Below are 24,102 nucleotides of genomic sequence, written 5' to 3'. Positions count from 1 at the left end.
TCAGCTCCCTTGACCGGTCTCGAAACGGAAGCCGACGCCGCGCACGGTCGAGATGCGGCGGGGGTTGGTGGCGTCATCGCCGAGCTTGCGGCGCAGCCAGGAGATGTGCATGTCCAGGGTCTTGGTGGAGCCCCACCATTCGGCGCCCCACACCTCGCGCATGAGGTCGTCACGCGTGACCACGCTGCCGGCCTCGCGGACCAGCACGGTGAGCAGGTCGTACTCCTTGGCCGAGAGGGTGAGCTCCTCACCATCGGCGTAGGCGCGGCGCGCCGCGACGTCCAGGGACACGCCGTGCACGTCGAAGGAGTCGCCGGACTCCTCGGCGGCCTGAGCCCTGCGCAGCAGGGCACGGATGCGGGCCTGCAGCTCGCCCAGCCGGAACGGCTTGGTGACGTAGTCATCGGCCCCGGCGTCGAGCCCCACCACTGCATCGACCTCGTCGGCGCGGGCGGTGAGGATCAGGATCGGCGACTCCAGGCCGCCCTTGCGCAGCCGACGAGCCACCTCGAGCCCATCGAGATCGGGCAGCCCGAGATCCAGGATGACCACGTCGATGGGATCGGCCCCGGCCGCGATGGCCAGGGCGTCCATGCCGCGGGAGGCACGCATGACCGTGTACCCCTCGCGGTCCAGCGCGCGGGAGAGCGGTTCGGCGATGGCGGAGTCGTCCTCGACGAGAAGTAGGCGTGTCACGGGGCTCATCCTACGCCGTGACCTCTCAGAGCCCCAGGTTGAGGGGCGTGGAGCGATCCCTGGTCAGCTCGCGCACCCTCACTGCACCGATGCCGTGCAGCTCCACGTCCTCCCCCTCGGAGGCGGCGAACCCGCCCGGCAGCGCCTCGGCCACCGCGCGGGCGGTGTCGGCGTCCACCAGCACGGTCCCGGGCCTGGCCACCGACTCCATCCTGGCGGCGAGGTTCACGGAGGGCCCGAACACGTCCCCGTAGCGGGAGAACATCGATCCCCACACGAACGCCACCCGCACCGGGGGCAGGTCCGGGTCGGCGCTGATGGCCTCGGCCAGGGTGACTGCGATCTGGGCGCCGTCCTCCGGCGTGTCGGCCAGGAACATGATCTCGTCGCCCACCGTCTTGACCACACGCCCGCCGCCGACGGAGATGATGTCGCGCCCGGCGGCCTCGAAGCGCCCCACCACGTCGGCCAGCTGGGCACCGGTAAGGTCCCGGGAGAGCCGGGTGAACTGCACCAGGTCGGCGAAGCCCACGGCCCGCTGCAGCGGGAACAGCTCGTCCGTGTCGCGGTGGAGCACCTCGGATCCGGCCCGGGCCGCATAGGCGGCGAGCTGCCTGCGGAAGGCGAACATCACCTGCGACTCCAGGGTCTCCAGCAGGTCGGGGACGGAGTCGAGCATCTCCAGGCGCGCCTCGGCGTCACTGCGGCCGGCCGCCTTGGCCTCGTCGACCAGGGCCTCGGTGGCCCACATCGCCAGGCGCCCCATGTGGAATCCGAGCCCGCGGGTGATGCTGGCGAAGGCGCGCTCGCTCAGGGCGCCGTCCTCGACCAGGGAGGCGAGGTCGCCGATCGCGTAGGCGTCCTCCTCGGTGAACACCACGGTGTCCTCGTCCACGGGGGTGAAGCCGAGCGAGCGCCAGTACACGGCGGCCAGGCGACCGGGGATGCCTCGCTGCTCGCTCAGATCCCTCCGGGAGTACTTGCGCGGCCCCTGCAGCAGCTGGCGCTCCAGCGTGCCGACGCTGCGGCGCACCTCGGCGAAGCGCCGGTTCAGCTCCAGGATCTCCTGGGCATCGATCTGGCCGATGCCGTCGGCGTCGTCCTCGGAGGTGGGGTCGGGCAGGTCGCCCGGCGCCCCGTGCCCGCTGGATCCCTGCTCTAGGGAGGCCATGCCCCCGCCGGCGGGCATCGCAACGCCCAGGGGTGCGGGTGCGGGTGCGGGTGCGGGGACACCCCCGAGCGGCCGCTCGGGTCGGAGCTGCTGATCGTCAGCATCACTGATCCCACTGGTCACCGTGTCGGGCCCTCCGCTCCTTCTCCTGCGTTCCTCATCGTTGCGTGCCTGCCCGATTCCCGCGGTCCGTGCCGCACGTCGCCGACGTCCACCGAGACGAGGGCGCCCTCCGCTGTGCGGAGCACCAGACGTCCGCGGTCATCGATCGCCTGTGCCGTGCCGCTCGCGCCCGAGGGCGCAACGGGTGTGCTCGTGGCGCCCAGGGGCTCGACCTGAACCCTACGCCCCAATGTGAGGCAGGTAACAGTGTATCGGTCGAGGGTGCCGGACTCCCGGGCGTCGCCGCCCGTGGATCCCAGTATGCGCACCTCTCTCAGCACGCCGGCGAGGAGCTGCCCGGCCAGTGCCCGGCGCAGCTGCTCGACCGCCGCCGGCGTGTCGACGCGGCCGGTCAGCGAACCGGGCCCGAGCAGCCAGGCCGCGCCGGGCACCTCGGCGCCGCCGGCGTCCCTCACCGGGCCCCGCAGGTTCAGCCCGATGCCCACCAGCACACCGTCGGCCCCGTGCCCCTCGACCAGGATCCCACCGAGCTTGCGCCCGTCGGAGGTGTGGATGTCGTTGGGCCATTTCAGGCCCACCTCCCCCACCGTCCCCCCGGGCCCGCGCCGGGCCGGGGCCAGATCCAGCGATGGCCCGCAGAGCGCGTCGATCACCGCAAGACCCGCGGCGAGCGGGAACCAGCTGCGCGCGGCGACGGGAAGGTCCGTGCGGATCGCGACGGTGATCGCCAGGCCCCCGCCGGGCGGAGTCACGAAGGACCGTCCCAGGCGTCCGCGCCCCGCCACCTGCTCGCGGGCCAGCACGGCGAACGGCGCCGGCTCCCCCGCCCGCCAGAGATCGGCGGCATGGTCCTGCGTGGAGGTGACGACGTCCGGGCAGTGCACCGCGATCCCGTGGACCGTCGCGGTCCTGTGCGCGGCGTGCCCGCCGCTGCCCGGCGCTCGCAGCAGGCCGTCCGGCGCGCCCGTGGACCGAGCGCCCGGGTACGACGAACGCGGGTCCTCCGGATCGTGCATCGTTCTCTCCTGTCTGCTGTTCCCGCCTCGTCGTGAGCATCCTGCTCCCGGCCCCGGCATGCGCAGGTAGCGTAGTATCCAGATGTTCCCAGCCCGGCCCACCGCGGCCCGTTCCCTGCCGCACCAGGAGGCCATGTGACCGACGCCGCCAGGCCGCAGAGCACCCGCCAGCGCATCGACGACCTGCGCGAGCGCGAGGCCCGCGCCGTCTCCACCGCCGATGAGATCGCGGTCCAGAAGCAGCACGCGCGCGGCAAGAAGACGGCCCGTGAGCGCATCACGGACCTGCTGGACGACGGCTCCTTCGTGGAGACCGACCGGTTCGTGCGCCACCAGGCGCACTCCTTCGGACTGGAGGCCAAGCGACCGGACGGCGACGGCATCGTCACCGGCTACGGCACCATCGACGGCCGTCAGGTGTGCGTGTACTCCCAGGACTTCACCGTGTTCGGCGGGTCCCTGGGCGAGGCCCACGGCCGCAAGATCCAGAAGGTGCAGGACCTCGCCCTGCGCACCGGGGTGCCGATCATCGGGATCCTGGACGGCGGTGGCGCCCGCATCCAGGAGGGCGTGGCCTCCTTGGCGATGTTCGCGGGGATCTTCCGCCGCAACACCCGCGCCTCCGGCGTGATCCCGCAGATCTCGCTGATCATGGGCCCGGCCGCAGGGGGCGCCGTGTACTCCCCGGCGCTGACCGACTTCATCGTGATGGTCGAGAAGACCTCCCACATGTTCATCACCGGTCCCGACGTCATCCGCACCGTCACCGGTGAGGACGTCGGCTTCGAGGAGCTCGGCGGCGCCCGCACCCACTCCACCCGCTCGGGCGTCGCCCACTACATGGCGCCCGATGAGGGCGAGGCCATCGAGTACGTCAAGGACCTGCTGAGCTACCTGCCGGCCAACACGCTGAGCCCTGCCCCGGTGTACCCGGTGCGCATCGACGAGGCCCGCACTGCCGCGGACTCCGCCCTGGACTCGTTGATCCCGGACTCCCCCAACCAGCCCTACGACATGACCACGGTGCTCCGCGCAGTGCTGGACGACGAGGAGTTCTTCGAGGTGCAGCCGCTGTTCGCTCCCAACATCCTGGTGGGCTTCGGCCGCGTCGAGGGGCACAGCGTGGGCATCATCGCCAATCAGCCCTCGCATCTGGCCGGCACCCTGGACATCGACGCCTCGGAGAAGGCCGCCCGCTTCGTGCGGCTGTGCGACGCGTACAACATCCCGGTTCTCACCTTCGTGGACGTGCCCGGGTTCCTGCCCGGCACCGGCCAGGAGTACGGCGGCATCATCCGCCGCGGGGCCAAGCTGCTGTACGCCTACGCCGAGGCGACCGTTCCCCTGATCACCGTGATCACCCGCAAGGCCTACGGCGGTGCCTACATCGTGATGGGCTCCAAGGAGCTGGGGGCCGACATCAACCTGGCCTGGCCCACCGCGCAGATCGCGGTGATGGGCGCCCAGGGCGCGGTGAACATCCTGCACCGCCAGCACCTGCGCCGCACCCAGGAGGAGGGCGGGGACGTCGCCGGGGAGCGCAGCAAGCTGGAGACCGAGTACGAGAACCTGTTCGCCACGCCCTACACCGCCGCTGAGCGCGGCTGGATCGACGGCGTGATCGAGCCCTCCCAGACCCGCACCCAGATCGCGCGGGCACTGCGCGCACTGCGCACCAAGCGCGAGACCCAGCCCACCAAGAAGCACGGGAACATCCCGCTGTGACCGTCCCCGGCGCGGATCCCTCCGCCGCCCTCACCGATCCCACCACCGGATCCGAGGGCGGCACCGAGCACGGCTCCACGGAGCAGGCGGTCGCCGCGGCCGGGGTGCGCGTGGTCACCGGGCACCTGGAGACCGAGGAGCTGGCGGCGATCGCCGTGGTCGTCTCAACGATGAGCGTGACCAGCCGCCTGGAGGCCGAGGAGCGCACTCTCGCGGAGAGCCACTCGGCCGGCTCCGGGGTGTGGAACGACCCGGTGCACTGCCACCCCCGCACCTTCGAGGCCCGCAACCACTGCTCGGAGGCGGCCTGGCGGTACTCGCACCGCTGAGCCCGCACGGACCGGGCCGCACCGGTTCCGTGATAGCGTCGTGCGTGGACACGGGGTGCCCCCTGGGGGCTGAGATCACACCCGAGAACCTGCACGAGTTAGGACTCGCGAAGGGATGTCGCCATGGCGAAGCGCGCCTGCAGCACCATCGCATCACGCCCCCACCCGGGAGGCCCCCGCACCCGACCGGTGCGCATGGACACCGGGCCGGGCCGCGCTGATCTGCGACCGACGGGCCCTCGGCGCCCGCTGCTCCTTCCCGCTGATCCTCGCCCCCGCCTCGCACGCCGGAGTCCACGACCCCCGCACCCGCAGGAACGAGGATGATCACGGATGTCCCCCGCCTTCACCGACGAACTGAGACAGCAGAACCAGCCCACCTGGGACCGCGCCGTCACCCACCGCTTCGTCCATGAACTGTTCGACGGCAGCATCGACGACGCCGTGATGGCCGGCTACCTGGTGCAGGACTACCGGTTCCTGGACAGTTTCCTGGTCCTGCTCGGGTCGGCCGTGGCCACGGCCGACACCCTCGAGGCCCGCCTGCGCCTCTCCCGTTTCATCGGCGAGGTGGCAGGCGAGGAGAACACCTACTTCCTGCGGGCCTTCGAGGCCCTGGGAGTGAGCGCCCACCTGCGCGAGACCATCCCGGACACCCCTGCCACCGAGCAGTTCACCGGTCTGTTCCGGGAGGCCGCGCAGACCCGCCAGTACGCCGCCGCGCTGGCGGTGCTGGTGGTCACCGAATGGCTGTACCAGGACTGGGCCTCGCGCGCCCCCGCGAAGCGGCCCGAGAACGTCGTGCACGCCGAGTGGATCGACCTGCACGACTACCCCGGGTTCTCGCAGTTCGTGGCGTTCCTGCGGGCGGAACTGGATCGCGTCGGCCCAGCCCACCGTGACCTCGTGGAGGAGTTCTTCGGCCGGGCCGTCGACATCGAACTGGCGTTCTTCGACGCCGCCTACGAGCATCCGGTGACGGTGGACGGAGCGCGCTGATGTCCCTGTTCGACGACCTGAAAGCAGCCATCGGCCCCCAGTGGACGGCGTACACGGACCACGAGTTCGTGCGGCGCCTGGGCGAGGGCACCCTGCCGCTGGCGGTGTTCCAGGACTACCTGATCCAGGACTACCTCTTCCTGGTGCAGTTCGCCCGGGCCAACGCGCTGGCGGCCTACAAGAGCAGGAACCTGGCCGACATCGAGCAGGCCGCGCGGGGCCTGTCGGCCATCCTGAACGAGACCCACCTGCACCGTCGGCTCACCTCCGAGTGGGGGATCGACACTCACCGCCTCAGCACGGCGCCCGAGAAGCAGGCGACGGTGGCCTACACCCGGTACGTGCTGGACTGCGGAATGGCCGGTGATCTGCTGGACCTGCAGGTGGCTCTGGCCCCGTGCACCATCGGCTACGCGGAGATCGGCACGGGGCTCGCCCCGGCCCTCCGCACCGACGCGGAGCACCCCTACCGCGACTGGATAGCCGAATACGCGGGCGAGGACTTCCAGCGGGCCGCCCGCGAGGCCACCGCCCACCTGGACGCGCTGTGCCCGCAGCCTCCGAGCCCGCAGCGCTTCGCCGACCTCACCGGGATCTTCCGTACGGCGTCCCGGCTCGAAGCAGATTTCTGGCAGCAGGCACTCGACGCCGCCTGAGCCCACCGCACCCGGGAAAGGACGCCTCATGCCCCCCGTATCCCTCGACGCCCGCACCGTGATCGAGCAGATGGAGGCCGTGCGCGAGCGGCAGCCGCTGATCCAGTGCCTGACCAACCACGTCACCACCGGTTTCGTCGCCAATGTGCTGCTGGCTGTCGGGGCCGCCCCCGCCATGGTCGACAGCGCGGGCGAGTCCGAGATCTTCGCCCGCGAGGCCGCCGACGGCGTACTGGTCAACCTGGGCACCCCCCACCCCGCGCAGTGCGACGGCATCCGCGCGATCGACTACGGCGCGGACACCATGCCGCCGTGGGTGCTCGATCCGGTGGCCGTGGGCAGTCTGCCGGTGCGCACCGCCCTGGCCCAGGAACTGCTGTCCCACTCCCCCACGGTGATCCGGGGCAACGCCTCCGAGATCGTGGCCCTGGCCGGCTCCGGACAGGGCGGCCGGGGCGTCGACTCGACTCTCGGCACCGACGAGGCCGCCACGGCGGCCCGCGACCTGGCCGCCCGCACGCACGGGGCCGTCGCCGTCTCCGGGCCGGTGGACCTGATCGCCGATGCCTCATCGACGGTGCGCATCGCCAACGGGGACCCAATGTTCACCGAGATCACCGGGGGCGGGTGCGCCCTCGGTGCGGTCACCGCCGCGTTCGTCGCCGTCTCGCCGTCGCCGCTGGTCGGTGCAGCCTCCGCCGCGGCGGTGTACGCCATCGCGGGCGAGAAGGCCGCCGGTGATGCGGCTGGTCCCGGCACCTTCGCCGTGCACCTGCTGGATGCACTGCGGTCCCTCTCGGCCGCCGACATCATGAGCCGGGCGGACATCTCATGACGACCCCCGCGAACAATCACTCGAGCCCGGACCTGAGCCCGGGTCGCAGCCCGGACTGGCGACCACTGGATCTGTCCCTGTACCTGGTGGCCGATCATGCCGTGTGCCAGCAGGCCGGAGCGGATCTGCCCGAGGTGGTCGCCCGATCCGTCGCGGCAGGCGCCACGGTGGTCCAGATACGGGCCAAGGAGCTTCCCGGCGGCCCGTTCACCGATCTGGCCGCGCAGGTGTGCGCAGTTCTCCCGCCCTCCGTTCCGCTCCTGATCAACGACCGCATCGACGTGGTGCTGGCCCTGCGCAGACGCGGGCTGGCCTGCGCTGGCGCCCACGTGGGTCAGGCCGACCTGGACGTCCGGGATGTGCGCGCACTGCTGGGGGACGAGGCCGTGATCGGTCTGAGCGCCGCCAGCCCCCAGCAGCTGCGCGCCGCGCACACCTCCGCCGCCCGGATCGACTACGTCGGCATCGGCCCACTGCACAGCACCCGCACCAAACGGGACGCACCGGCCGGGCTCGGCATCGACACCGTGATCGAACGCGCCCGGGACTGCACCCTGCCCGCGGTCGCCATCGGCGGCATCACCCCGGCGGACATGCCGGCCCTGCGGTCGGGAGGGCTCGCCGGGGCCGCCGTCGTCTCCTACATCTGCGCCTCGGCCGACCCCGGGGCGGCAACCGAACGCCTCGCGGCCGCCTGGAACGCGGCACCCACCTGGAAGCAGCAGCGATGACCACGACCCAGCCCACCGGCCCCTCCCACCCGCACACGCCGATGCCCGAAGGGCGGTGCGCCAGTCCCGGCACGGCAGGCGGCATCCCGCCCCGGGTGCTGTCCATCGCGGGCACGGACCCCACCGGGGGCGCCGGCATCCACGCCGACCTGAAGGCAATCGCGGCCTGCGGCGGTTACGGGATGGCCGCGGTCACCGCCCTGGTTGCGCAGAACACCCGGGGGGTGCGCGATGTGCATATCCCTCCGCCCGCCTTCCTGCAAGAACAGCTTGAGGCCGTCAGCGACGACGTCACCGTCGATGCGGTCAAGACCGGGATGCTCTTCGACGCCAACACCATCGGCGTGGTCGCGGACTGGCTTCGGCGCACCAGCCCGCCGGTGGTGGTGATGGACCCGGTGATGGTGGCCACCAGCGGCGACCGCCTGCTGGAGGAGGACGCCGAACGCGCCATGCGCGACCTGCTCCCGCAGGTGCATCTGGTCACCCCCAACGTGGATGAACTCGCCGTACTGCTCATGGACGAGCCGGCTGCCACCTGGGACCACCTGGTCTCCCAGGCCCAGCGCCTGGCCGCCAGCGCCGACGTGCTGGTGCTCGCCAAGGGCGGCCATCTCAGCGAACGCGAGGTGCGCGATGCGCTGGTCGATGCCGACGGCGTGCGGCACGTGGTCAGTTCACCGCGCATCCGCACCTCCAGCACCCACGGCACCGGATGCTCGCTGTCCGCCGCCATGGCGACGCTGAGGGTCCGTCACGGGGCCTGGGAGCCCGCTCTGAGCGCCGCCAAGCCGTGGCTGGCGCGGGCGATCGAGGACGGTCAGCACCTCCAGGTGGGGTCCGGGAACGGGCCGATCTCGCATTTCTGGGAACTGTGGGAGGCCGCGGCCGGGCGCTGACGCGCTCCTGCCCCGCCTAGACTGCGGACCATGGCCGAACACCTGTCAGCATCGGAGCCCTCGCCCTCCCGCCCCACCCGTTCCCCGTCCCCGCTGGACGCCCTGGCCGATGACTACGTCGAGCAGGTGGTGCAGGCCGACCCCTTCACCGCCACCAGCATCGGTGTGCCCGGGCACGACCACGAGGTCACCGACTACTCTCCCGCCGCCGAGGCCGCACGCACCGACGCGGCCCGCACCATGCTGGAGCGCATCGCACAGGTCGCCGATGCGGACGCCACCGATGCCGTGACCCGCGCCGCGATGACCGAGCGACTGGGCCTGCAGATCGAGCGGGCCGAGCAGCACCTGGACATCGCTGCGGTCAACAACCTCGCCTCCACGCTGCAGGTGCGGGACGTGCTGGACCTGATGCCCGCCGAGACCGCAGAGGACTGGGAGGTGCTCAGCTCCCGGATGGAGCAGATGCCCCATTCGCTGCACACCTGGGCGCAGTCCTTGCGCGAGGCCGCCTCGGCGGGCACCGTCTCGGCACGCCGGCAACTCCTGCTGGGCGCCGAGCAGGCCCGCTCCTACGCGGCGCGGGACGGCTTCTTCACCCGCTTCGCCCAGCAGGCGGTCGGTGATGAGACCCAGCGCGAGCGCGCCGCGGCGGCGGCCCGCACCGCCGCTGAGGGATACGTGCAGATCGCGGAGGTGCTGGAGGAACTGGCGTCGGCCGCCCCGGACCGCGACGCGGTGGGCAGGGAGGCCTACCCCCTGCATTCCCGCACCTTCCTGGGCACCGAGATCGACATCGACGACACCTACGCCTGGGGCATCGAGGAGCTGCGCTCGATCGTCGCCGAGCAGGAGCAGGTGGCCGAGCGGATCAACCAGCGCTACGGAACCGGCGGCGGCCGCTCGGTCAGCGCGGCCAAGGAGGCCCTGCGCAACGATCCCGAGCGCGTCCTGCACGGCACCGAGGCCCTGCGGGCGTGGATGCAGCAGCTCAGCGACAGGGCGATCGAGGATCTCGCCGGCACCCACTTCGACGTGCCCGCTCCCCTGCGGCGCCTGGAGTGCCGGATCGCGCAGACCGGCTCCGGCGGCATCTACTACACCGGTCCCAGTGAGGACCTCACCCGTCCCGGCCGCATGTGGTGGGACGTCCCAGCCGGTACCACCGAGTTCCACACCTGGGCCGAGACCACCACCGTGTACCACGAGGGGGTTCCCGGTCATCATCTGCAGGTGGGCACTCAGACCATGCAGGCCGCGTCCCTGAACCGCTGGCGCGCCCTGCTGTGCTGGGTCTCCGGGCACGGCGAGGGCTGGGCCCTGTACGCCGAGCGGCTGATGGACCAGCTGGGCTACCTCTCCGACGACGGCGACCGCCTGGGGATGCTGGATGCGCAGAGGATGAGGGCCGGGCGCGTGGTGCTGGACATCGGCCTGCACTGCGAGCTGCCGATGCCGGAGGGCCTGGCGGGCTCGGCCGGGGGCGCCTGGAGCTATGAGAAGGCATGGGACTTCATGAGCGAGCACTGGGGCATGGCCGAGGCCGAGCAGCGCTTCGAGCTGCACCGCTACCTGGGCTGGCCCGGTCAGGCTCCCTCCTACAAGGTGGGCCAGCGCGAATGGGAGCGCCTGCGCGAGCGCGCCCTGGCCCCCGCCGCCCAGGTCGCCTCCGGGGCTGAGGGCCCTGGTTCCGAGCAGGCCGCGGCGGTGCTGCGCGACTTCCACCGCCGGGCCCTCGAACTGGGCAGCGTGCCGCTGTCCGTCCTGGACGGAGCGCTGGCATGAGCGACAGCACACCGGCCGTCGAGCACACCCAGCACATCACCGAGCCGGCCACGGAGCCGCTGCCGGACACCGGCGGCGGTCCCCTGCTGCTGCTGGCCTCGGCCTCCGCGGGCAGGCGCGCCACCCTGACGGCTGCCCGCATCGAGCACGACACACTGCCGGTGGATCTCGACGAGGACGCGATCCTGGACCGTGCACGCACGGCCGCCGAGGAGGCCGGCGCCCCCCTGGCAGCCGCCGAGGAGGTGCTGCTGCTGGCGCGGGAGAAGGCGCAGGCAGCGACCGAGCTCAGCGACGGCGGCTACGTGGTTCTGGGCGGTGACTCGATGCTCGAGCTGGACGGCACGGTGCTCGGCAAGCCGCGCACCGCCGAGGTCGCCGGCGAGCGCTGGCGCACGCAGCGCGGCCGCACCGCCGTGCTGCACTCGGGGCACTGGCTGATCGACGACCGCGATCCCGAGGACGGCGGCACCGGGGCCACCTTCGGCGCCTCCGCCAGCTGCGAGGTCACCTTCGCCGACCTCTCCGACGAGGAGATCGACGCCTACGTCGCCACCGGGGAGCCCCTCGGCGTGGCCGGCGGCTTCACCATCGATGGCATGGGAGGACCGTTCATCACCGGTGTGAACGGGGATCCGCACGCCGTGGTGGGCCTGTCCCTGCCGCTGCTGCGCCAGATGCTCGGCGAGATCGGCATCGGGATCCACGAGCTGTGGGAGGATCTCTCCGCCCAGGGCGCGGCCGACGAACGCTGAGCCCACCGGCCCCGGTACTAGACTCGACCCCTGTCCGCCCTCGGAAGGAAACCCCTGCCCATGGCCTCCCGCCACTCCAAGACCCGCCCGCTGTCCACCGTGCTGATCGCCAACCGCGGCGAGATCGCGGTGCGCGTGGCCCGGGCCTGCCGTGACGCGGGTCTGCGCTCGGTGGCCGTGTACGCGGATCCTGACCGCGATGCCCTGCACACCGTGATCGCGGACGAGGCCTACGCCCTGGGCGGCACCACCGCCGCCAGCTCCTACCTGGTGATCGACAAGATCCTGGACATCGCGCGGCGCTCGGGTGCCGATGCCGTCCACCCCGGCTACGGCTTCCTCTCCGAGCGGGCGGACTTCGCGCAGGCCGTGATCGATGCGGGGCTGACCTGGATCGGTCCCCCGCCCGAGGCGATCGAGAAGCTGGGCGACAAGGTCTCGGCCCGACACATCGCCCAGAAGGCCGGTGCGCCGTTGGTGGCCGGCACCAAGGATCCCGTCGGCTCGAGCGACGAGGTGGTGGCCTTCGCCCGCGAGCACGGCCTGCCGATCGCGATCAAGGCGGCCTTCGGCGGCGGCGGCCGCGGCCTGAAGGTGGCCCGCGAGGAGTCCGAGGTGCGCGAGCTGTTCGACTCGGCAGTGCGGGAGGCCACCGCGGCGTTCGGCCGCGGCGAGTGCTTCGTGGAGCGCTACCTGGACTCGCCCCGCCACGTGGAGACCCAGTGCCTGGCGGACGTGCACGGCAACGTGCAGGTGGTCTCCACCCGTGACTGCTCCCTGCAGCGCCGCCACCAGAAGCTGGTGGAGGAGGCCCCGGCACCGTTCCTCTCCGCCCAGCAGAACGCACAGCTGGTGAGCGCCTCCAAGGCGATCCTCCGGGAGGCCGGGTACGTGGGTGCCGGCACCTGCGAGTTCCTGGTGGGGGTCGACGGCACCATCTCCTTCCTGGAGGTCAACACCCGCCTTCAGGTCGAGCACCCGGTCTCCGAGGAGGTCACCGGGATCGACCTGGTGCGCGAGCAGCTGCGGATCGCAGCGGGCGAGCAGGTCAGCGAGACCGATCCGGAGGTGCGCGGCCACTCCTTCGAGTTCCGCATCAACGGCGAGGACGCCGGGCGCGGGTTCATGCCGGCCCCGGGACGGGTCCAGCGTTTCGATCCCCCGGCCGGCCCGGGGGTGCGGCTCGACACCGGCGTGCGCGCCGGGGACGAGGTCTCCGGGGCGTTCGACTCGATGCTGGCCAAGCTGATCGTCACCGGGGCCACCCGCACGGAGGCGCTCGAGCGCTCACGGCGGGCCCTGGCGGAGTTCCGCATCGACGGCGTGCCCACCGTGCTGCCCTTCCACCGACAGGTGGTCGAGCACCCGGCCTTCGCGCCGCAGGACCCCTCGGAGCCCTTCAGCGTGCACACCCGCTGGATCGAGACGGACTTCGACGGCGAGATCGCGCCGGCTCCGCTGCCGGCCCAGCCCGAGGAGCCGGAGGACCGCGAGGCCGTGGTGGTCGAGGTCGACGGTCGCCGGGTGGAGATCAGCCTGCCGGCCTCCCTGCGTGCACCGCAGGCGGCCGTGCGCCAGCGCCGCAAGCGCGCCCACCGCGGCGTGGGCGGGGCTACGGCGGCTGGTGGCGGCACGGTCACCGCTCCCATGCAGGGCACCATCGTGAAGATCGTCGCCGAGGAGGGCCGCAGCGTGGCCGACGGCGACCTGCTGCTGGTGCTCGAGGCGATGAAGATGGAGCAGCCCATCACCGCGCACCGCTCCGGGGTGGTGACGGGCCTGACCGCGGAGATCGGCGCGACCGTCTCGGCCGGCGCCGTTCTGTGCACGATCGAGGACTGACAGGCCCGTCCCATCCGTCGCGCGCAGTCGCCGCGCGACCGGGGGCTGAGTCGTTGCGCGATCGCGCACGCCGGGTCGATCGGTGCTGCGCAGCGCATCTCCCCGCGCCGCTCAGCGGATCAGTCGGCCCCGCGCAGCTGCCGGGCGGCCTCGGCCATCGACCCTGTCAGTGACGGGTACACGGTGAAGGTGTCGGCCACCTGCTCGGCCGTGAGCCGATGGGTCACCGCCATGGCGTAGGGCAGGATCAGTTCGCTGGCCCGCGGCGCCACCACCACGGCCCCGATCACGGTGTGGGAGCCGGGGCGCACCATCAGCTTCACGAAGCCCTCGGAGATGCCCTGCATCTTGGCCCTCGGGTTCGTGGCCAGGGGCAGCATCCGCACCTCGCCGCTGATCTCCCCGTCCAGGATCTCCTTCTCGCTCACCCCGACCACGGCGATCTCCGGGCTGGTGAACACCGCCGAGGAGACATGCGCGGAGATCAGCGGGGAGACCGCATCGCCCAGGGCGTGGTACATGGCGATCCGTCCCTGCATGGCCGCCACCGACGCCAACGGGTACACCCCGGTGCAGTCCCCGGCCGCGTAGATGCCGCGCACCGAGGTGCGGGAGACGCGGTCGGTGACGACATGGCCGCTGTCGCGCATCCGCACCCCGGCCTCCTCCAGGCCCAGGCCCGCGGTGTTGGGGATCCCTCCCAGCGCCATCAGCACGTGGCTGCCGTGCACCTCCTCTCCGGAGGTCAGCTCCACCACCACGTGCTGCTCAGCCCCCTCGCCGACGACGCGGGCGGAAGCCGCTCGGGAGCGGGAGCGCAGGGTGACACCGCGGCGGGCGAAAGCCGCCTCGAGCACGTCGGCGGCATCCGCATCGGTGCCGGGCAGCACCTGGTCGCGGGAGGAGACCAGGGTGACCTCGCTGCCGAGGGCCCGGTAGGCGCTGGCGAACTCGGCACCGGTGACGCCGGAGCCCACCACGATCAGGTGCTCGGGCAGCTCGGTGAGGGTGTACAGCTGGGTCCAGTTCAGGATCCGGTGCCCATCGGCCGGGGAGTCGGCGAGCTCACGGGGCGTGGCACCGACCGCCACCAGCAGCACGTCCCCCTCGCCCTCGTCGATCACCTCGCCCTCGCCGTCCAGCACCTCCACCCGGTGCGGGCCTGCCAGGCGGCCACGGCCCTCGATCAGCGTCACCCCTGCCTCCACGAGGCTCTCCCGGATGTCGGCGGACTGCTTGTCGGCCAGGCGGCGCACGCGCTCGTTGACGGCCCCGAGGTCCACGCTCAGCGTGCGCGAGGTGGGGGTCGCGGCGGAGTCTGCGTCCCGGATGCCCAGGTCCTGCGAATCCGCCACCAGGTCCAGCACATCGGCGGTGGCGATCAGCGTCTTGGAGGGGACCACGTCGGTGAGCACGGCGGCGCCGCCGATGCCTCGCTCCTCGATGAGCACGGTCTCCACCCCGTGCCGCGCGGCGGTGAGGGCCGCCTCGTAGCCGCCAGGGCCGCCACCGATGATCACCACCCGGGGGTGCTCACCGGCCTTGGTGACGCGATCGGGATCGGAGGGAAGCGCGGTGCTGGGATCTCTCACGCCCCCATTGTGTCTCAGAATGTGACTCGCCCGTGCACGGTCACGCCGACTGCGCTCGGCCCAGGGGTCTGCGCTAGGTTCTGTGCCATGGACGAGACCACCACTGCCCCGGATCCGTACTCGCTGGCGAAGGAGGCCGCCGCCGCGATCGCGCGCAGCAGCGGCATCGCGGCCCATGACCTCGCACTGGTGCTCGGCTCAGGTTGGTCCGGTGCCGCGGACCTGCTGGGAGAGACCGTGTGGCAGGCCGACGCCACCACGATCCCCGGGTTCAGGCCGCCCGCCGTGTCGGGCCACGTGGGCACCCTGCGCTCCATCCGCATCGAGGGCAGCGGCGCGCATGCCCTGGTGCTGGGGGCGCGCACGCACCTGTACGAGGGCGCCGGTGTGGGGCCCGTGGTGCACGGTGTGCGCACTGCGGCCGCCGCGGGCTGCCGCACCATGGTGCTGACCAACGGCTGCGGCGGGATCGACCCGTCCTGGTCGCCCGGCACCCCGGTGCTGATCGCGGACCAGATCAACTTCACCGGCACCACTCCGCTGGCCGGTGCGAACTTCGTGGACCTCACCGACGTGTACACCCCGGCGCTGCGCGACGTGGCGCGGGAGGTCGATCCCTCGCTGGAGGAAGGCGTGTACATGCAGTTCCGCGGCCCGACGTACGAGACCCCGGCCGAGGTGCGGATGGCCCGCACCATGGGAGCCACCCTGGTGGGGATGTCCACGGCGCTGGAGGCGATCGCCGCACGCGAGGCCGGGATGGACGTCCTGGGCATCTCCCTGGTGACCAACCTGGCCGCCGGTATCAGCGCCGAAGCCCTCAGCCACGAGGAGGTGCTCGAGGCCGGCCGGGAGGCGGGCCCGCGCATCTCCCGCCTGCTGGCCGAGACGGTGCGCCGGATCACCGGCCCCGGCACCACCGGCACCACGGATACCACCGATGAGGAGCCCACCCGATGAACCCGGACCAGGACCTCCTGACCCGCGCAAAGGCCTGGGGCGAGGACGACCCCGATCCCATGACCCGTGCGGCGCTGACCTCCCTGGTGGATCAGGCCGCCTCCGGGGACGAGGCCGCGCAGGCGGAGCTCGCCGATGCCTTCACCGGCACCCTCCAGTTCGGCACCGCAGGACTGCGGGGACGGATGGGGCCGGGACCGAACCGGATGAACCTCGCGGTGGTCTCCCGTGCCGCCCGGGGCCTCGCCGATCACCTCACCGGTGACCTGGGCCTCGATCGGCCTCAGGTGGTGATCGGCCACGACGCCCGCCACAACTCCCGCGCCTTCGCCGAGCGCTCCGCCGCGATCATGACCGCGGCGGGCTGTCGGGTGCAGCTGTTCGACACCCACCAGCCCACCCCCCTGGCGGCCTTCGCCGTGCGGCACCTGGAGGCCGATGCGGGCGTGGTGGTCACCGCCTCCCACAACCCGCCTGCCGACAACGGCTACAAGGTGTACCTGGGCGGGCGGGCAGCCGCTCCCGAGGGCCGCGGCGTGCAGATCGTCCCGCCGTCGGACGCGCACATCGCGGCCCGTATCGCGGCCGTGGGGCCCGTGCTGGGGATCGAGGTGGCCGAGTCCGGCTGGGAGATCCTGGGCGACCGCGTCGAGGAGCACTACCTGGAGGCCATCTGCGCGCTGCCGGATCCCGGCTCCCCGCGGGAGGTGCGGATCGTGCACACCGCCATGCACGGCGTGGGCACCCGCATCGCCCTGGCGGCCCTGCACCGCGCCGGCTTCACCGACGTGCACTCGGTGGCCAAGCAGGCCGACCCCGACCCGGACTTCCCCACCGTGTCCTTCCCGAACCCGGAGGAGCCCGGGGCGATCGACCTGGCGCTCGAGCTGGCCGCCACCGTCGAGGCCGACGTGGTGATCGCCAACGATCCCGATGCGGACCGCTGCGCGGCCGCCGTTCTGGACCCGCACCTGGGCCGCTGGCGGATGCTCACCGGCGACGAGCTGGGCGTGCTGCTGGGCGAGCACCTGGTGCGCCGCCACGGCTACCGGGGCACCTTGGCCCGCTCCCTGGTCTCCAGTCGCTGGCTGGACCGGGTGGCGCAGGATGCTGGTACCGAGGCCGCCACCACCCTGACCGGCTTCAAGTGGATCTCCCGTGCCCCGGGCATCGCCTTCGGCTACGAGGAGGCCATCGGCTACTGCGTGCTGCCGGACGTGGTGCGGGACAAGGACGGGCTCTCTGCCGCCCTCATGGTCGCGGAGATGGCCGCGGAGGCGAAGGCCGAGGGCACCACACTGGTGGGCCGGCTCGATGCGCTGGCGCGCCGCGACGGGCTGTACGCCACCTCGCAGCTGTCGGTGCGGGTCGAGGACCTCGCCCTGATCGGCACCATGATGCGCACCATCCGCACCTCACCGCCCGGTGAGCTGGCCGGTTCGCCCGTGGTCGAGAACCAGGACCTCTCCCAGGGCTCGGTGGGGACCACTGGCCTGCCACCCACCGACGGGATCCTGCTGCTGTGCGAGGACGACACCCGGGTGGTGGTGCGCCCCTCCGGCACCGAGCCGAAGCTCAAGTGCTACCTGGAGGTCGTCGAGCCCGTCGCTGCGGAGGCCGACGAGGCGGCGCTGGGGCAGGCCCGCCGTCGCGCGGCCGAGCGGCTCACGCGCGTCACCGAGGACCTGCGCCAGGTGCTCGGGCAGTCCTGAGCCGGGCTCAGTACCCGGACCCGCCGGCACCGCCCTCGAGCACCGCCCGCGAGGAGGACAGGCCCAGCCGGCTGGCACCGGCGGCAACCATCGCCTCGGCGGCCGCGCGGTCACGGATGCCGCCGGAGGCCTTGACGCCGAGACGGTCGCCGACGGTGCGACGCATCAGGGCCACGGCGTGCTCACTCGCGCCCCCGGCGGGGTGGAAGCCGGTGGAGGTCTTCACGAAGTCGGCACCGGCCTGCTCCGCGGCCTCGCACACCGCGACGATCTGCTCGTCGCTCAGCGCGGCGGACTCGATGATCACCTTGAGCACGGTGGGCTTCGGCGCGGCCTCGCGCACCTCCGCGATCTCCTCGCGCACGGCGTCGAACTCACCGGCGCGGGCCAGGCCCACGTTGATCACCATGTCCACCTCGTCGGCCCCCTTGGAGACCGAGTCGGCGGCCTCGGCGGCCTTCACGGAGGGGGCGTGCTGCCCGGAGGGGAAGCCGCACACGGTGGCGACCTTGACCGTGGTGTCCACCGGCAGCATCGACGGTGAGACGCACACCGAGTAGGTGCCCAGCTCCTCCGCCTCCCGCAGCAGGGACTCCACGTCGGCCCGGGTGGACTCGGGCTTCAGCAGGGTGTGGTCGATGAGGGCGGCGAGGTCGTTGTTCGCGATGGAGTTCATGGGCAGATCCTCCCAGACCAGGTGGCTTCCTGTCTCATCGGGCGGGCACCTGGACGCGCCTGGGCTGGCCTAGAATGGACGGCCGTGACCACATCCCGCCCCCGTCCCGGTGCACCGCGCCGCATCGTGCTGGTCGCCGGTCCCTCGGGCAGCGGGAAGGGGGAGATGTCCAGGCGCTGCGGCCTGCCCACGGTGGGGCTGGACGAGTTCTACCGCGATCAGGACGATCCGGGTCTCCCCCACCGCTTCGGGATCGTGGACTGGGACGACCCGGTCTCCTGGAACGCCGGTGCCGCGCTGGAGTCGCTCACCGCGCTCGCCCACGACGGGGCCGCCGAGGTGCCGGTGTACTCGATCTCCGAGTCCCGCCGCAAGGGCAGCCGCATCCTCGATGCCGGGGATGCACCGCTGATCGTCGCCGAGGGCATCTTCGCCGCCGAGCTGGTCGCTCCCCTGGCAGCCGCCGGTCTGCTGGCCGACGCCCTGGTGCTGGACCGGCCCGTGCCGGTGGTGTTCGGGCTGCGTCTGGTGCGGGATCTGTCCGAGGCCCGCAAGCCGCCCCTGACCCTGCTGCGTCGCGGCTGGGCACTAGCCGGGGAGCAGCGAGCGGACGTGATCCGGTGGCGGAGGGCCGGGATGTGTCCGGTGGGGCTGCGTGCCGGGATCGCCCGACTGCGCCGACTCACGGGGGTCGCCGAGGCCGATCGGAACATCACCGCCTGCAGGCAGCATCCGGCGGCGCACGACTGGCACCGCTGATGGTCCGCCGCAGCCTGCCGGCGCTGCGGGCGCGGTGACACGCGCAGCCGCGTGTTGCGGGGCATTCCGACCGCCGGGCGCCGTTCCCCCGTGGCGACAGGGCGGCCCAGCGCGGGCCGGCTGGGGTCAGGCGATGCGGTCGATGACGATGCGGCGCTGCGGCAGCTCGGTGCCGGCGGAGGCGTAGGACCACGAACCCCGGATCGCTTCGGTCGCACGAGCGATCCGCTCCGGGGTGTCGGTGTGCAGTCGAGCGATGACGTCGCCGCTGCGCACCTGGTCGCCCACGTGCGCCACGATCTCGACCCCGGCGGCGGCCTGCACGGACTCCCCGGGGCGCGAGCGTCCGGCTCCCAGGCGCCAGGCGGCCACGCCCACACCCATGGCGTCCAGCCCCTCGACCACGCCGTCGTGATCGGCCCGAAGCTCCTCGACGTGCTTCGCGGTGGGCAGCGGTGCGTCCACATCGCCGCCCTGGGCGGTGATCATGGCCCGCCAGGCGTCCATCGCACGGCCGTCGGCGAGCGCGGTCTCCACATCGGCGTCGTTCACTCCGGAGGCTTCGAGCATCTCGCGGGCCAGTGCGCAGGTCAGCTCCACCACGTCGGCGGGGCCCCCGCCGGCGAGGACCTCCAGGGACTCGCGCACCTCCAGCCCGTTGCCGGCCGTGCGGCCCAGCGGTGCGGACATGTCGGTGAGCAGGGCGACGGTGCGCACTCCGGCATCGGAGCCGAGGTCCACCATGGTGCGGGCCAGCTCGCGCGCATCGGACTCCTCGCGCATGAAAGCGCCGGCACCGGTCTTGACGTCGAGGGTGAGGGCGGCGGTGCCCTCGGCGATCTTCTTGGACATGATCGAGCTGGCGATCAGCGGGATCGCCTCGACGGTGGCGGTGACGTCGCGCAGGGCGTACAGCTTCTTGTCGGCGGGGGCCAGGCCGGAACCGGCCGCGCAGATCACCGCACCCACCTCCTCGAGCTGCCGCATCATCTCCTCGTTGCTGAGGTCGGCGCGCCAGCCGGGGATCGCCTCGAGCTTGTCGAGGGTGCCGCCGGTGTGGCCGAGCCCGCGTCCGGACAGCTGGGGCACCGCCACCCCGTAGGAGGCCACCAGGGGGGCCAGGGGAAGGGTGATCTTGTCCCCCACCCCGCCGGTGGAGTGCTTGTCGGTGGTGGGCTTGGACAGGGAGGAGAAGTCCATCCGCTCGCCGCTGGCGATCATCGCCGCGGTCCAGCGGGAGATCTCCTCACGATCCATGCCGTTGAGGAAGATCGCCATCGCCAGGGCGGACATCTGCTGCTCGGCCACGACGCCACGGGTGTAGGCGTCGATCACCCAGTCGATCTGCTCCGGCGTGAGCCGGTCCCCGTCGCGCTTGGTGCGGATCACCTCGACGGCGTCGAAGGGCTCCACGGCAGAAGTGCGGTTCTCGTTCACAGGTGTCCCATCGGTGGTGGTGCGGAGATCGGTGATGCCGGCGCTGTGCGGGGCGACCGGCCGATCGGGGGCGGGGCGGGGTCCGTTCGGGGTCAGGCCAGCCCCATGTCCGCCGGCCCGAAGGCCTGCGGCAGGATCCCCTCGAGGTCCCTCACCCCCTGCGGGGTGAGGATGGCGAAGTCGTCCGCGGCGTGCTCGGACAGCAGCTGGCGGCAGCGGCCGCAGGGCATGATCACATCTCCCTGGCCGTTGACGCACACGAAGGCGGTGAGCTTTCCGCCGCCCCCGGCGATCAGCTCGCTGACCATGCCGCACTCGGCGCACAGGGTGACGCCGTAGCCGGCGTTCTCCACGTTGCAGCCGGTGACGATGCGACCGTCGTCCGCGCGACCGGCGGCACCCACCGAGTACCCGGAGTACGGGGCGTAGGCGCGACGCACCACGTCGCGGGCGGCGGTGAGCAGCTCGTCGAACGGCGCGCCAGCGGCGCCCTGGGCGTGCTCGGGGACGGAGGAGGGTGTGGTCACGGGGTCTCCTGGGTCACTGCTTGACGTAGGGGATGCCGTCCGCGGCGGGAACGCGCACGCGGCCCACCACGCCGGCGACCGCGAACAGTGCGACCACGTAGGGCAGCATCAGCAGGAAGTCACCGGGGATGCTCACACCGCCCTCGGCGGCGCTCATGGTGCCCAGGCGCAGCTGCAGCGAGTCGGCGAAGGCGAAGGTGAGCGCGGCCAGCAGCGCCCCGACGGGGTGGTAGCGGCCCAGGATCATGGCGGCCAGGGCGATGTAGCCCTTGCCGGCGGACATGTCCTCGCCGAAGGCCACACCGGTGCCGATGGTGAGCATCGCGCCTCCCAGGCCGGCCACGGCCGAACCCAGCAGCACGTTGGACCAGCGGGTGGGGTTGACCTTGATGCCGACGGTGTCAGCGGCCCGCGGGTGCTCGCCGACCGCGCGGACCCGCAGTCCCCAGCGGGTGCGGAACAGGGCGATGGTCAGCACGACCACGATGACCCACATCAGGTACACCAGGATGTTCTGCTCGAACAGGGCCGAGCCGATCAGCGGGATGTCCGCCAGCAGGGGGATCCGCAGGGTGGGCAGTCGCATGGGGGAGTTGAACATCCCGGGGTTCGCGCTCATCACCGAGCCGAAGAAGAACGAGGTGATGCCCACGGCGAACACGTTCAGCACCACGCCGACGATGATCTGCTGCACCTGGTACCCCACGGCGAACAGAGCCAGCAGGGCACCCATCAGCACCGCCACCAGCGGGGCCGCGATCAGGCCGGCCCACACATTGCCGAGCAGGGAGCCCACCAGTGCGGCACCGAACGCACCGAACAGCAGCTGACCCTCGATGGCGATGTTGATGACACCGGCGCGCTCGGACAGCACACCGGACAGCGCACCGAAGGCGAGGGGGACGGCGAGGATGACCGTGGACTGCAGCAGGGTCCCGACGCTGAGGGATCGCTCGGAGATCACCCAGGTCATGAAGGACAGCACCCAGGCCACCGCGAAGATGCCCACCAGGGTGTTGCGGATCGCAGGGCGCAGGCGGTGGGGCCGGGACTGGAGTGCCCACAGCGCTGCCGAGGCGAGCAGCGCGATCACCGCGAGCACGATGGAGGCGGCCATGGACGGGACGGTCACCTGCTCGGGAAGGATCCCCAGCGGGTTCAGGTCCTTCTCACGGGCGATGCCGTAGGTGCTGGAGGCGCCGGGGATGCCGCGCAGCCCGAAGAAGATCAGTCCCAGCACGCCCAGGATGGTGGTGGTCAGCGGCAGGTGCCACCACGTGGAGGGACGCTCGTCGACGACGGCCTTCTGGACGACGGCGTCATCGGAGGCCAGGCGCGTGGTGGCGCTCATCGGTCCTCTCCCTTCGTCTCGGTCCGGGCCCCGGACCGCTCAGCACTGCCCGGTGGTTCGGCGGGGTCAGGCGCCGCACTGCTGCCCGAGAAGGAGGGTGCCTGGCTGGTCGCAGCGCTGCTGGTGCTCACGACGGAGGAACCGCCGTTCCGGGTGGCCCCCGTGCGGTCCTCCCCTGCTCCGGAGGTGGCACGGGCACGGCGGCGCCGCTCGCCCGCTCCGGGGTTGTCCACGCGGCGCAGGCCGATCAGGGTGCGCACCAGCGGCGGCGCCGCGATGAACAGCACCACCAGGGCCTGGATCACGGAGACCAGGTCCAGGGGCACGCCCTGCTGGGTCTCCATGTAGCGGCCGCCGGTGGACAGGCCCGCGAACAGCAGGCCGGCCAGCACGATGCCCACCGGCCCGGAGCGGCCCAGCAGGGCGACGGTGATCGCATCGAAGCCGAGCGAGCCGGCGATGCCGTCGGTGAGGCGCTTCTCGGTGCCCAGGATGTGCACGGCGCCGGCCAGGCCAACCAGGGCGCCGGCCACCGCCATCACGGCGAAGGAGGCGCGGGCCGGGGAGATGCCGGCCACGCGGGCGGCGCGCGGGTTGGAGCCGACGGCACGGAACTGGAACCCGAGGGTGGAGCGGTTCATCAGCCACCACAGGAACACCACCACGGCGATGGCCAGCAGGATGCCGGCGTGGAGGCGGAACTGGCTGCCCAGCAGCAGCGGCAGGGAGGCGGTGTCCTTCACGGAGGGCGAGGTGGGCTGGGACTGGTTGGCGCCGGTGAACGCACTGGTCTTCAGGGCGAAGAACAGCAGGTAGGTGGCGATCCAGTTCAGCATGATGGTGCTGATGACCTCGTTGGCGCCGAAGCGGGCCTTGAGGAAGCCTGCGATCCCGCCCCAGAACGCACCGGCGATGACACCCACGACCAGGGCCACCAGCAGGTGGATCACGATCGGGAGCTGGAAGGTGAAGCCCACATAGCCGGCCACCATGGCACCGACGATCAGCTGGCCGGTGCCGCCGATGTTGAACAGGCCGGCGCGGAAGCCCACCGCCATGCCGCAGGCCGCGATCACCAGGGGGGTGGCGATGGTGAGGGTCTCCGTGAGGGGGCGCAGGCCGCGCATCAGCGCGGGACCCCACACGTAGGTGCCCGTGCCGCCGTCGGCTCGCAGCGACTCCAGGGTGCGGGTGAAGCCGGGGAAGTCGAACACGGCTCCGCGGAACATCGCCGCGTAGGCCTGGCTGATCGACTGCCAGGCGGCACTGAAGGTGTCCCCCGGACGCGCGAAGAAGTAGCCGAGGGCCTCGCGCACCTCGGTGTCGGCGATCAGGATCAGGATCGAACCGATGATGAAGGCGAACACGAAGCTGGCGACCACCACCAGCAGGTTGCCTCGGGCGATGTCCTGCACCAACCGGCCCCAGCGGTCCTGCGAGGGGTCCGCAGGCGGCGGGGCCTCGGAGCCGGTGCCGCCGGAGCCGACGCCCGGGGCGCTGCCCTGCTCCGCGGCGGAGGGGGTCAC

General features: G+C 72.2%; 22 protein-coding genes and 1 riboswitch. Of the genes, 13 read left to right on the top strand and 9 right to left on the bottom strand.

Annotated features, from left to right (window positions below):
• The 3 genes from M4D54_RS09850 to M4D54_RS09840 all read right to left on the bottom strand — a co-directional run bounded on the left by M4D54_RS09850 (position 1) and on the right by M4D54_RS09840 (position 3,006).
• Positions 1 to 696: a response regulator transcription factor gene (locus M4D54_RS09850; protein ID WP_259789333.1), complete on the bottom strand. Its 696-nt coding sequence runs from the start codon at positions 694 to 696 to the stop codon at positions 1 to 3.
• A gap of 25 nt (positions 697 to 721) precedes the next feature.
• Entirely contained in the window at positions 722 to 1,867 is a 1,146-nt protein-coding gene (locus tag M4D54_RS09845; RefSeq protein WP_228018463.1) for an adenylate/guanylate cyclase domain-containing protein, read from the bottom strand.
• A 119-nt stretch (positions 1,868 to 1,986) separates the two neighbouring features.
• Complete coding sequence (locus M4D54_RS09840; RefSeq protein WP_259891161.1) at positions 1,987 to 3,006, bottom strand: biotin--[acetyl-CoA-carboxylase] ligase; 1,020 nt, start codon at positions 3,004 to 3,006, stop codon at positions 1,987 to 1,989.
• A gap of 135 nt (positions 3,007 to 3,141) precedes the next feature.
• On the opposite strand from M4D54_RS09840, the gene M4D54_RS09835 reads away from it, so the two are divergent.
• The 10 genes from M4D54_RS09835 (at position 3,142) to M4D54_RS09790 (ending at position 13,562) form a co-directional block, all read left to right on the top strand.
• Positions 3,142 to 4,731, top strand: a complete 1,590-nt coding sequence (locus M4D54_RS09835) for an acyl-CoA carboxylase subunit beta (RefSeq protein ID WP_259891160.1) — start codon at positions 3,142 to 3,144, stop codon at positions 4,729 to 4,731.
• Positions 4,728 to 5,060: a hypothetical protein gene (locus tag M4D54_RS09830; protein WP_228018462.1), complete on the top strand. Its 333-nt coding sequence runs from the start codon at positions 4,728 to 4,730 to the stop codon at positions 5,058 to 5,060. Before M4D54_RS09835 ends, M4D54_RS09830 begins: the two co-directional genes overlap by 4 nt.
• A gap of 41 nt (positions 5,061 to 5,101) precedes the next feature.
• Positions 5,102 to 5,193, top strand: a riboswitch (TPP riboswitch).
• A 200-nt stretch (positions 5,194 to 5,393) separates the two neighbouring features.
• Positions 5,394 to 6,059, top strand: coding sequence for a TenA family protein (locus M4D54_RS09825; RefSeq protein WP_017823785.1), 666 nt, complete (start codon positions 5,394 to 5,396; stop codon positions 6,057 to 6,059).
• Entirely contained in the window at positions 6,059 to 6,715 is a 657-nt protein-coding gene (locus tag M4D54_RS09820; RefSeq protein WP_193864657.1) for a TenA family protein, read from the top strand. Before M4D54_RS09825 ends, M4D54_RS09820 begins: the two co-directional genes overlap by 1 nt.
• Before the next feature lie 28 nt (positions 6,716 to 6,743).
• Entirely contained in the window at positions 6,744 to 7,550 is an 807-nt protein-coding gene (gene thiM / locus M4D54_RS09815; protein WP_193864656.1) for a hydroxyethylthiazole kinase, read from the top strand.
• On the top strand, positions 7,547 to 8,281 hold the full coding sequence (thiE, locus tag M4D54_RS09810) for a thiamine phosphate synthase (protein ID WP_193864650.1): 735 nt from the start codon (positions 7,547 to 7,549) through the stop codon (positions 8,279 to 8,281). Before thiM ends, thiE begins: the two co-directional genes overlap by 4 nt.
• A complete protein-coding gene (thiD, locus tag M4D54_RS09805; RefSeq protein WP_259891157.1) occupies positions 8,278 to 9,180 on the top strand; it encodes a bifunctional hydroxymethylpyrimidine kinase/phosphomethylpyrimidine kinase in 903 nt (300 codons plus the stop codon). The genes thiE and thiD overlap by 4 nt, the downstream gene beginning before the upstream one ends.
• 30 nt (positions 9,181 to 9,210) lie before the next feature.
• A complete protein-coding gene (locus M4D54_RS09800; protein ID WP_193864647.1) occupies positions 9,211 to 10,965 on the top strand; it encodes a DUF885 domain-containing protein in 1,755 nt (584 codons plus the stop codon).
• Positions 10,962 to 11,720, top strand: coding sequence for a nucleoside triphosphate pyrophosphatase (locus M4D54_RS09795; RefSeq protein WP_228018460.1), 759 nt, complete (start codon positions 10,962 to 10,964; stop codon positions 11,718 to 11,720). Before M4D54_RS09800 ends, M4D54_RS09795 begins: the two co-directional genes overlap by 4 nt.
• Before the next feature lie 60 nt (positions 11,721 to 11,780).
• Positions 11,781 to 13,562 (top strand): biotin carboxylase N-terminal domain-containing protein, encoded by a 1,782-nt coding sequence (locus M4D54_RS09790; protein ID WP_193864646.1) that lies wholly within the window; start codon positions 11,781 to 11,783, stop codon positions 13,560 to 13,562.
• Positions 13,563 to 13,681: 119 nt separating this feature from the next.
• On the opposite strand, the gene M4D54_RS09785 is transcribed toward M4D54_RS09790, so the two are convergent.
• Positions 13,682 to 15,154, bottom strand: a complete 1,473-nt coding sequence (locus M4D54_RS09785) for an NAD(P)H-quinone dehydrogenase (protein ID WP_259891141.1) — start codon at positions 15,152 to 15,154, stop codon at positions 13,682 to 13,684.
• A gap of 87 nt (positions 15,155 to 15,241) precedes the next feature.
• Between M4D54_RS09785 and M4D54_RS09780 the strand changes: the two genes are divergently transcribed.
• The gene (locus tag M4D54_RS09780; protein ID WP_193864645.1) at positions 15,242 to 16,114 is read left to right on the top strand and encodes a purine-nucleoside phosphorylase; all 873 of its coding nucleotides are present in this window, start codon (positions 15,242 to 15,244) and stop codon (positions 16,112 to 16,114) included.
• The gene (locus tag M4D54_RS09775) at positions 16,111 to 17,826 is read left to right on the top strand and encodes a phospho-sugar mutase (protein WP_259891139.1); all 1,716 of its coding nucleotides are present in this window, start codon (positions 16,111 to 16,113) and stop codon (positions 17,824 to 17,826) included. Before M4D54_RS09780 ends, M4D54_RS09775 begins: the two co-directional genes overlap by 4 nt.
• Positions 17,827 to 17,833: 7 nt before the next feature.
• Here the strand turns inward: M4D54_RS09775 and deoC are convergent, their stop codons facing one another.
• A complete protein-coding gene (deoC, locus tag M4D54_RS09770; protein ID WP_193864643.1) occupies positions 17,834 to 18,502 on the bottom strand; it encodes a deoxyribose-phosphate aldolase in 669 nt (222 codons plus the stop codon).
• An 84-nt stretch (positions 18,503 to 18,586) separates the two neighbouring features.
• On the opposite strand from deoC, the gene M4D54_RS09765 reads away from it, so the two are divergent.
• On the top strand, positions 18,587 to 19,261 hold the full coding sequence (locus tag M4D54_RS09765) for an ATP-binding protein (protein ID WP_228018459.1): 675 nt from the start codon (positions 18,587 to 18,589) through the stop codon (positions 19,259 to 19,261).
• A 126-nt stretch (positions 19,262 to 19,387) separates the two neighbouring features.
• Here the strand turns inward: M4D54_RS09765 and M4D54_RS09760 are convergent, their stop codons facing one another.
• The 4 genes from M4D54_RS09760 to M4D54_RS09745 all read right to left on the bottom strand — a co-directional run bounded on the left by M4D54_RS09760 (position 19,388) and on the right by M4D54_RS09745 (position 24,102).
• Positions 19,388 to 20,698, bottom strand: a complete 1,311-nt coding sequence (locus M4D54_RS09760) for a thymidine phosphorylase (protein WP_193864642.1) — start codon at positions 20,696 to 20,698, stop codon at positions 19,388 to 19,390.
• Between the two features lie 92 nt (positions 20,699 to 20,790).
• Entirely contained in the window at positions 20,791 to 21,225 is a 435-nt protein-coding gene (locus M4D54_RS09755; RefSeq protein ID WP_259891137.1) for a cytidine deaminase, read from the bottom strand.
• Between the two features lie 13 nt (positions 21,226 to 21,238).
• A complete protein-coding gene (locus M4D54_RS09750) occupies positions 21,239 to 22,576 on the bottom strand; it encodes an ABC transporter permease (RefSeq protein WP_193864640.1) in 1,338 nt (445 codons plus the stop codon).
• Positions 22,573 to 24,102 (bottom strand): ABC transporter permease, encoded by a 1,530-nt coding sequence (locus tag M4D54_RS09745; protein ID WP_259891135.1) that lies wholly within the window; start codon positions 24,100 to 24,102, stop codon positions 22,573 to 22,575. Before M4D54_RS09745 ends, M4D54_RS09750 begins: the two co-directional genes overlap by 4 nt.

The sequence above is a fragment of the Brachybacterium sp. p3-SID1565 genome (assembly GCF_025143785.1).
Lineage (GTDB): Bacteria > Actinomycetota > Actinomycetes > Actinomycetales > Dermabacteraceae > Brachybacterium > Brachybacterium epidermidis.
Note: the sequence above shows the minus strand (reverse complement) of the source record. Positions and strands in the feature narration are given on the sequence as shown.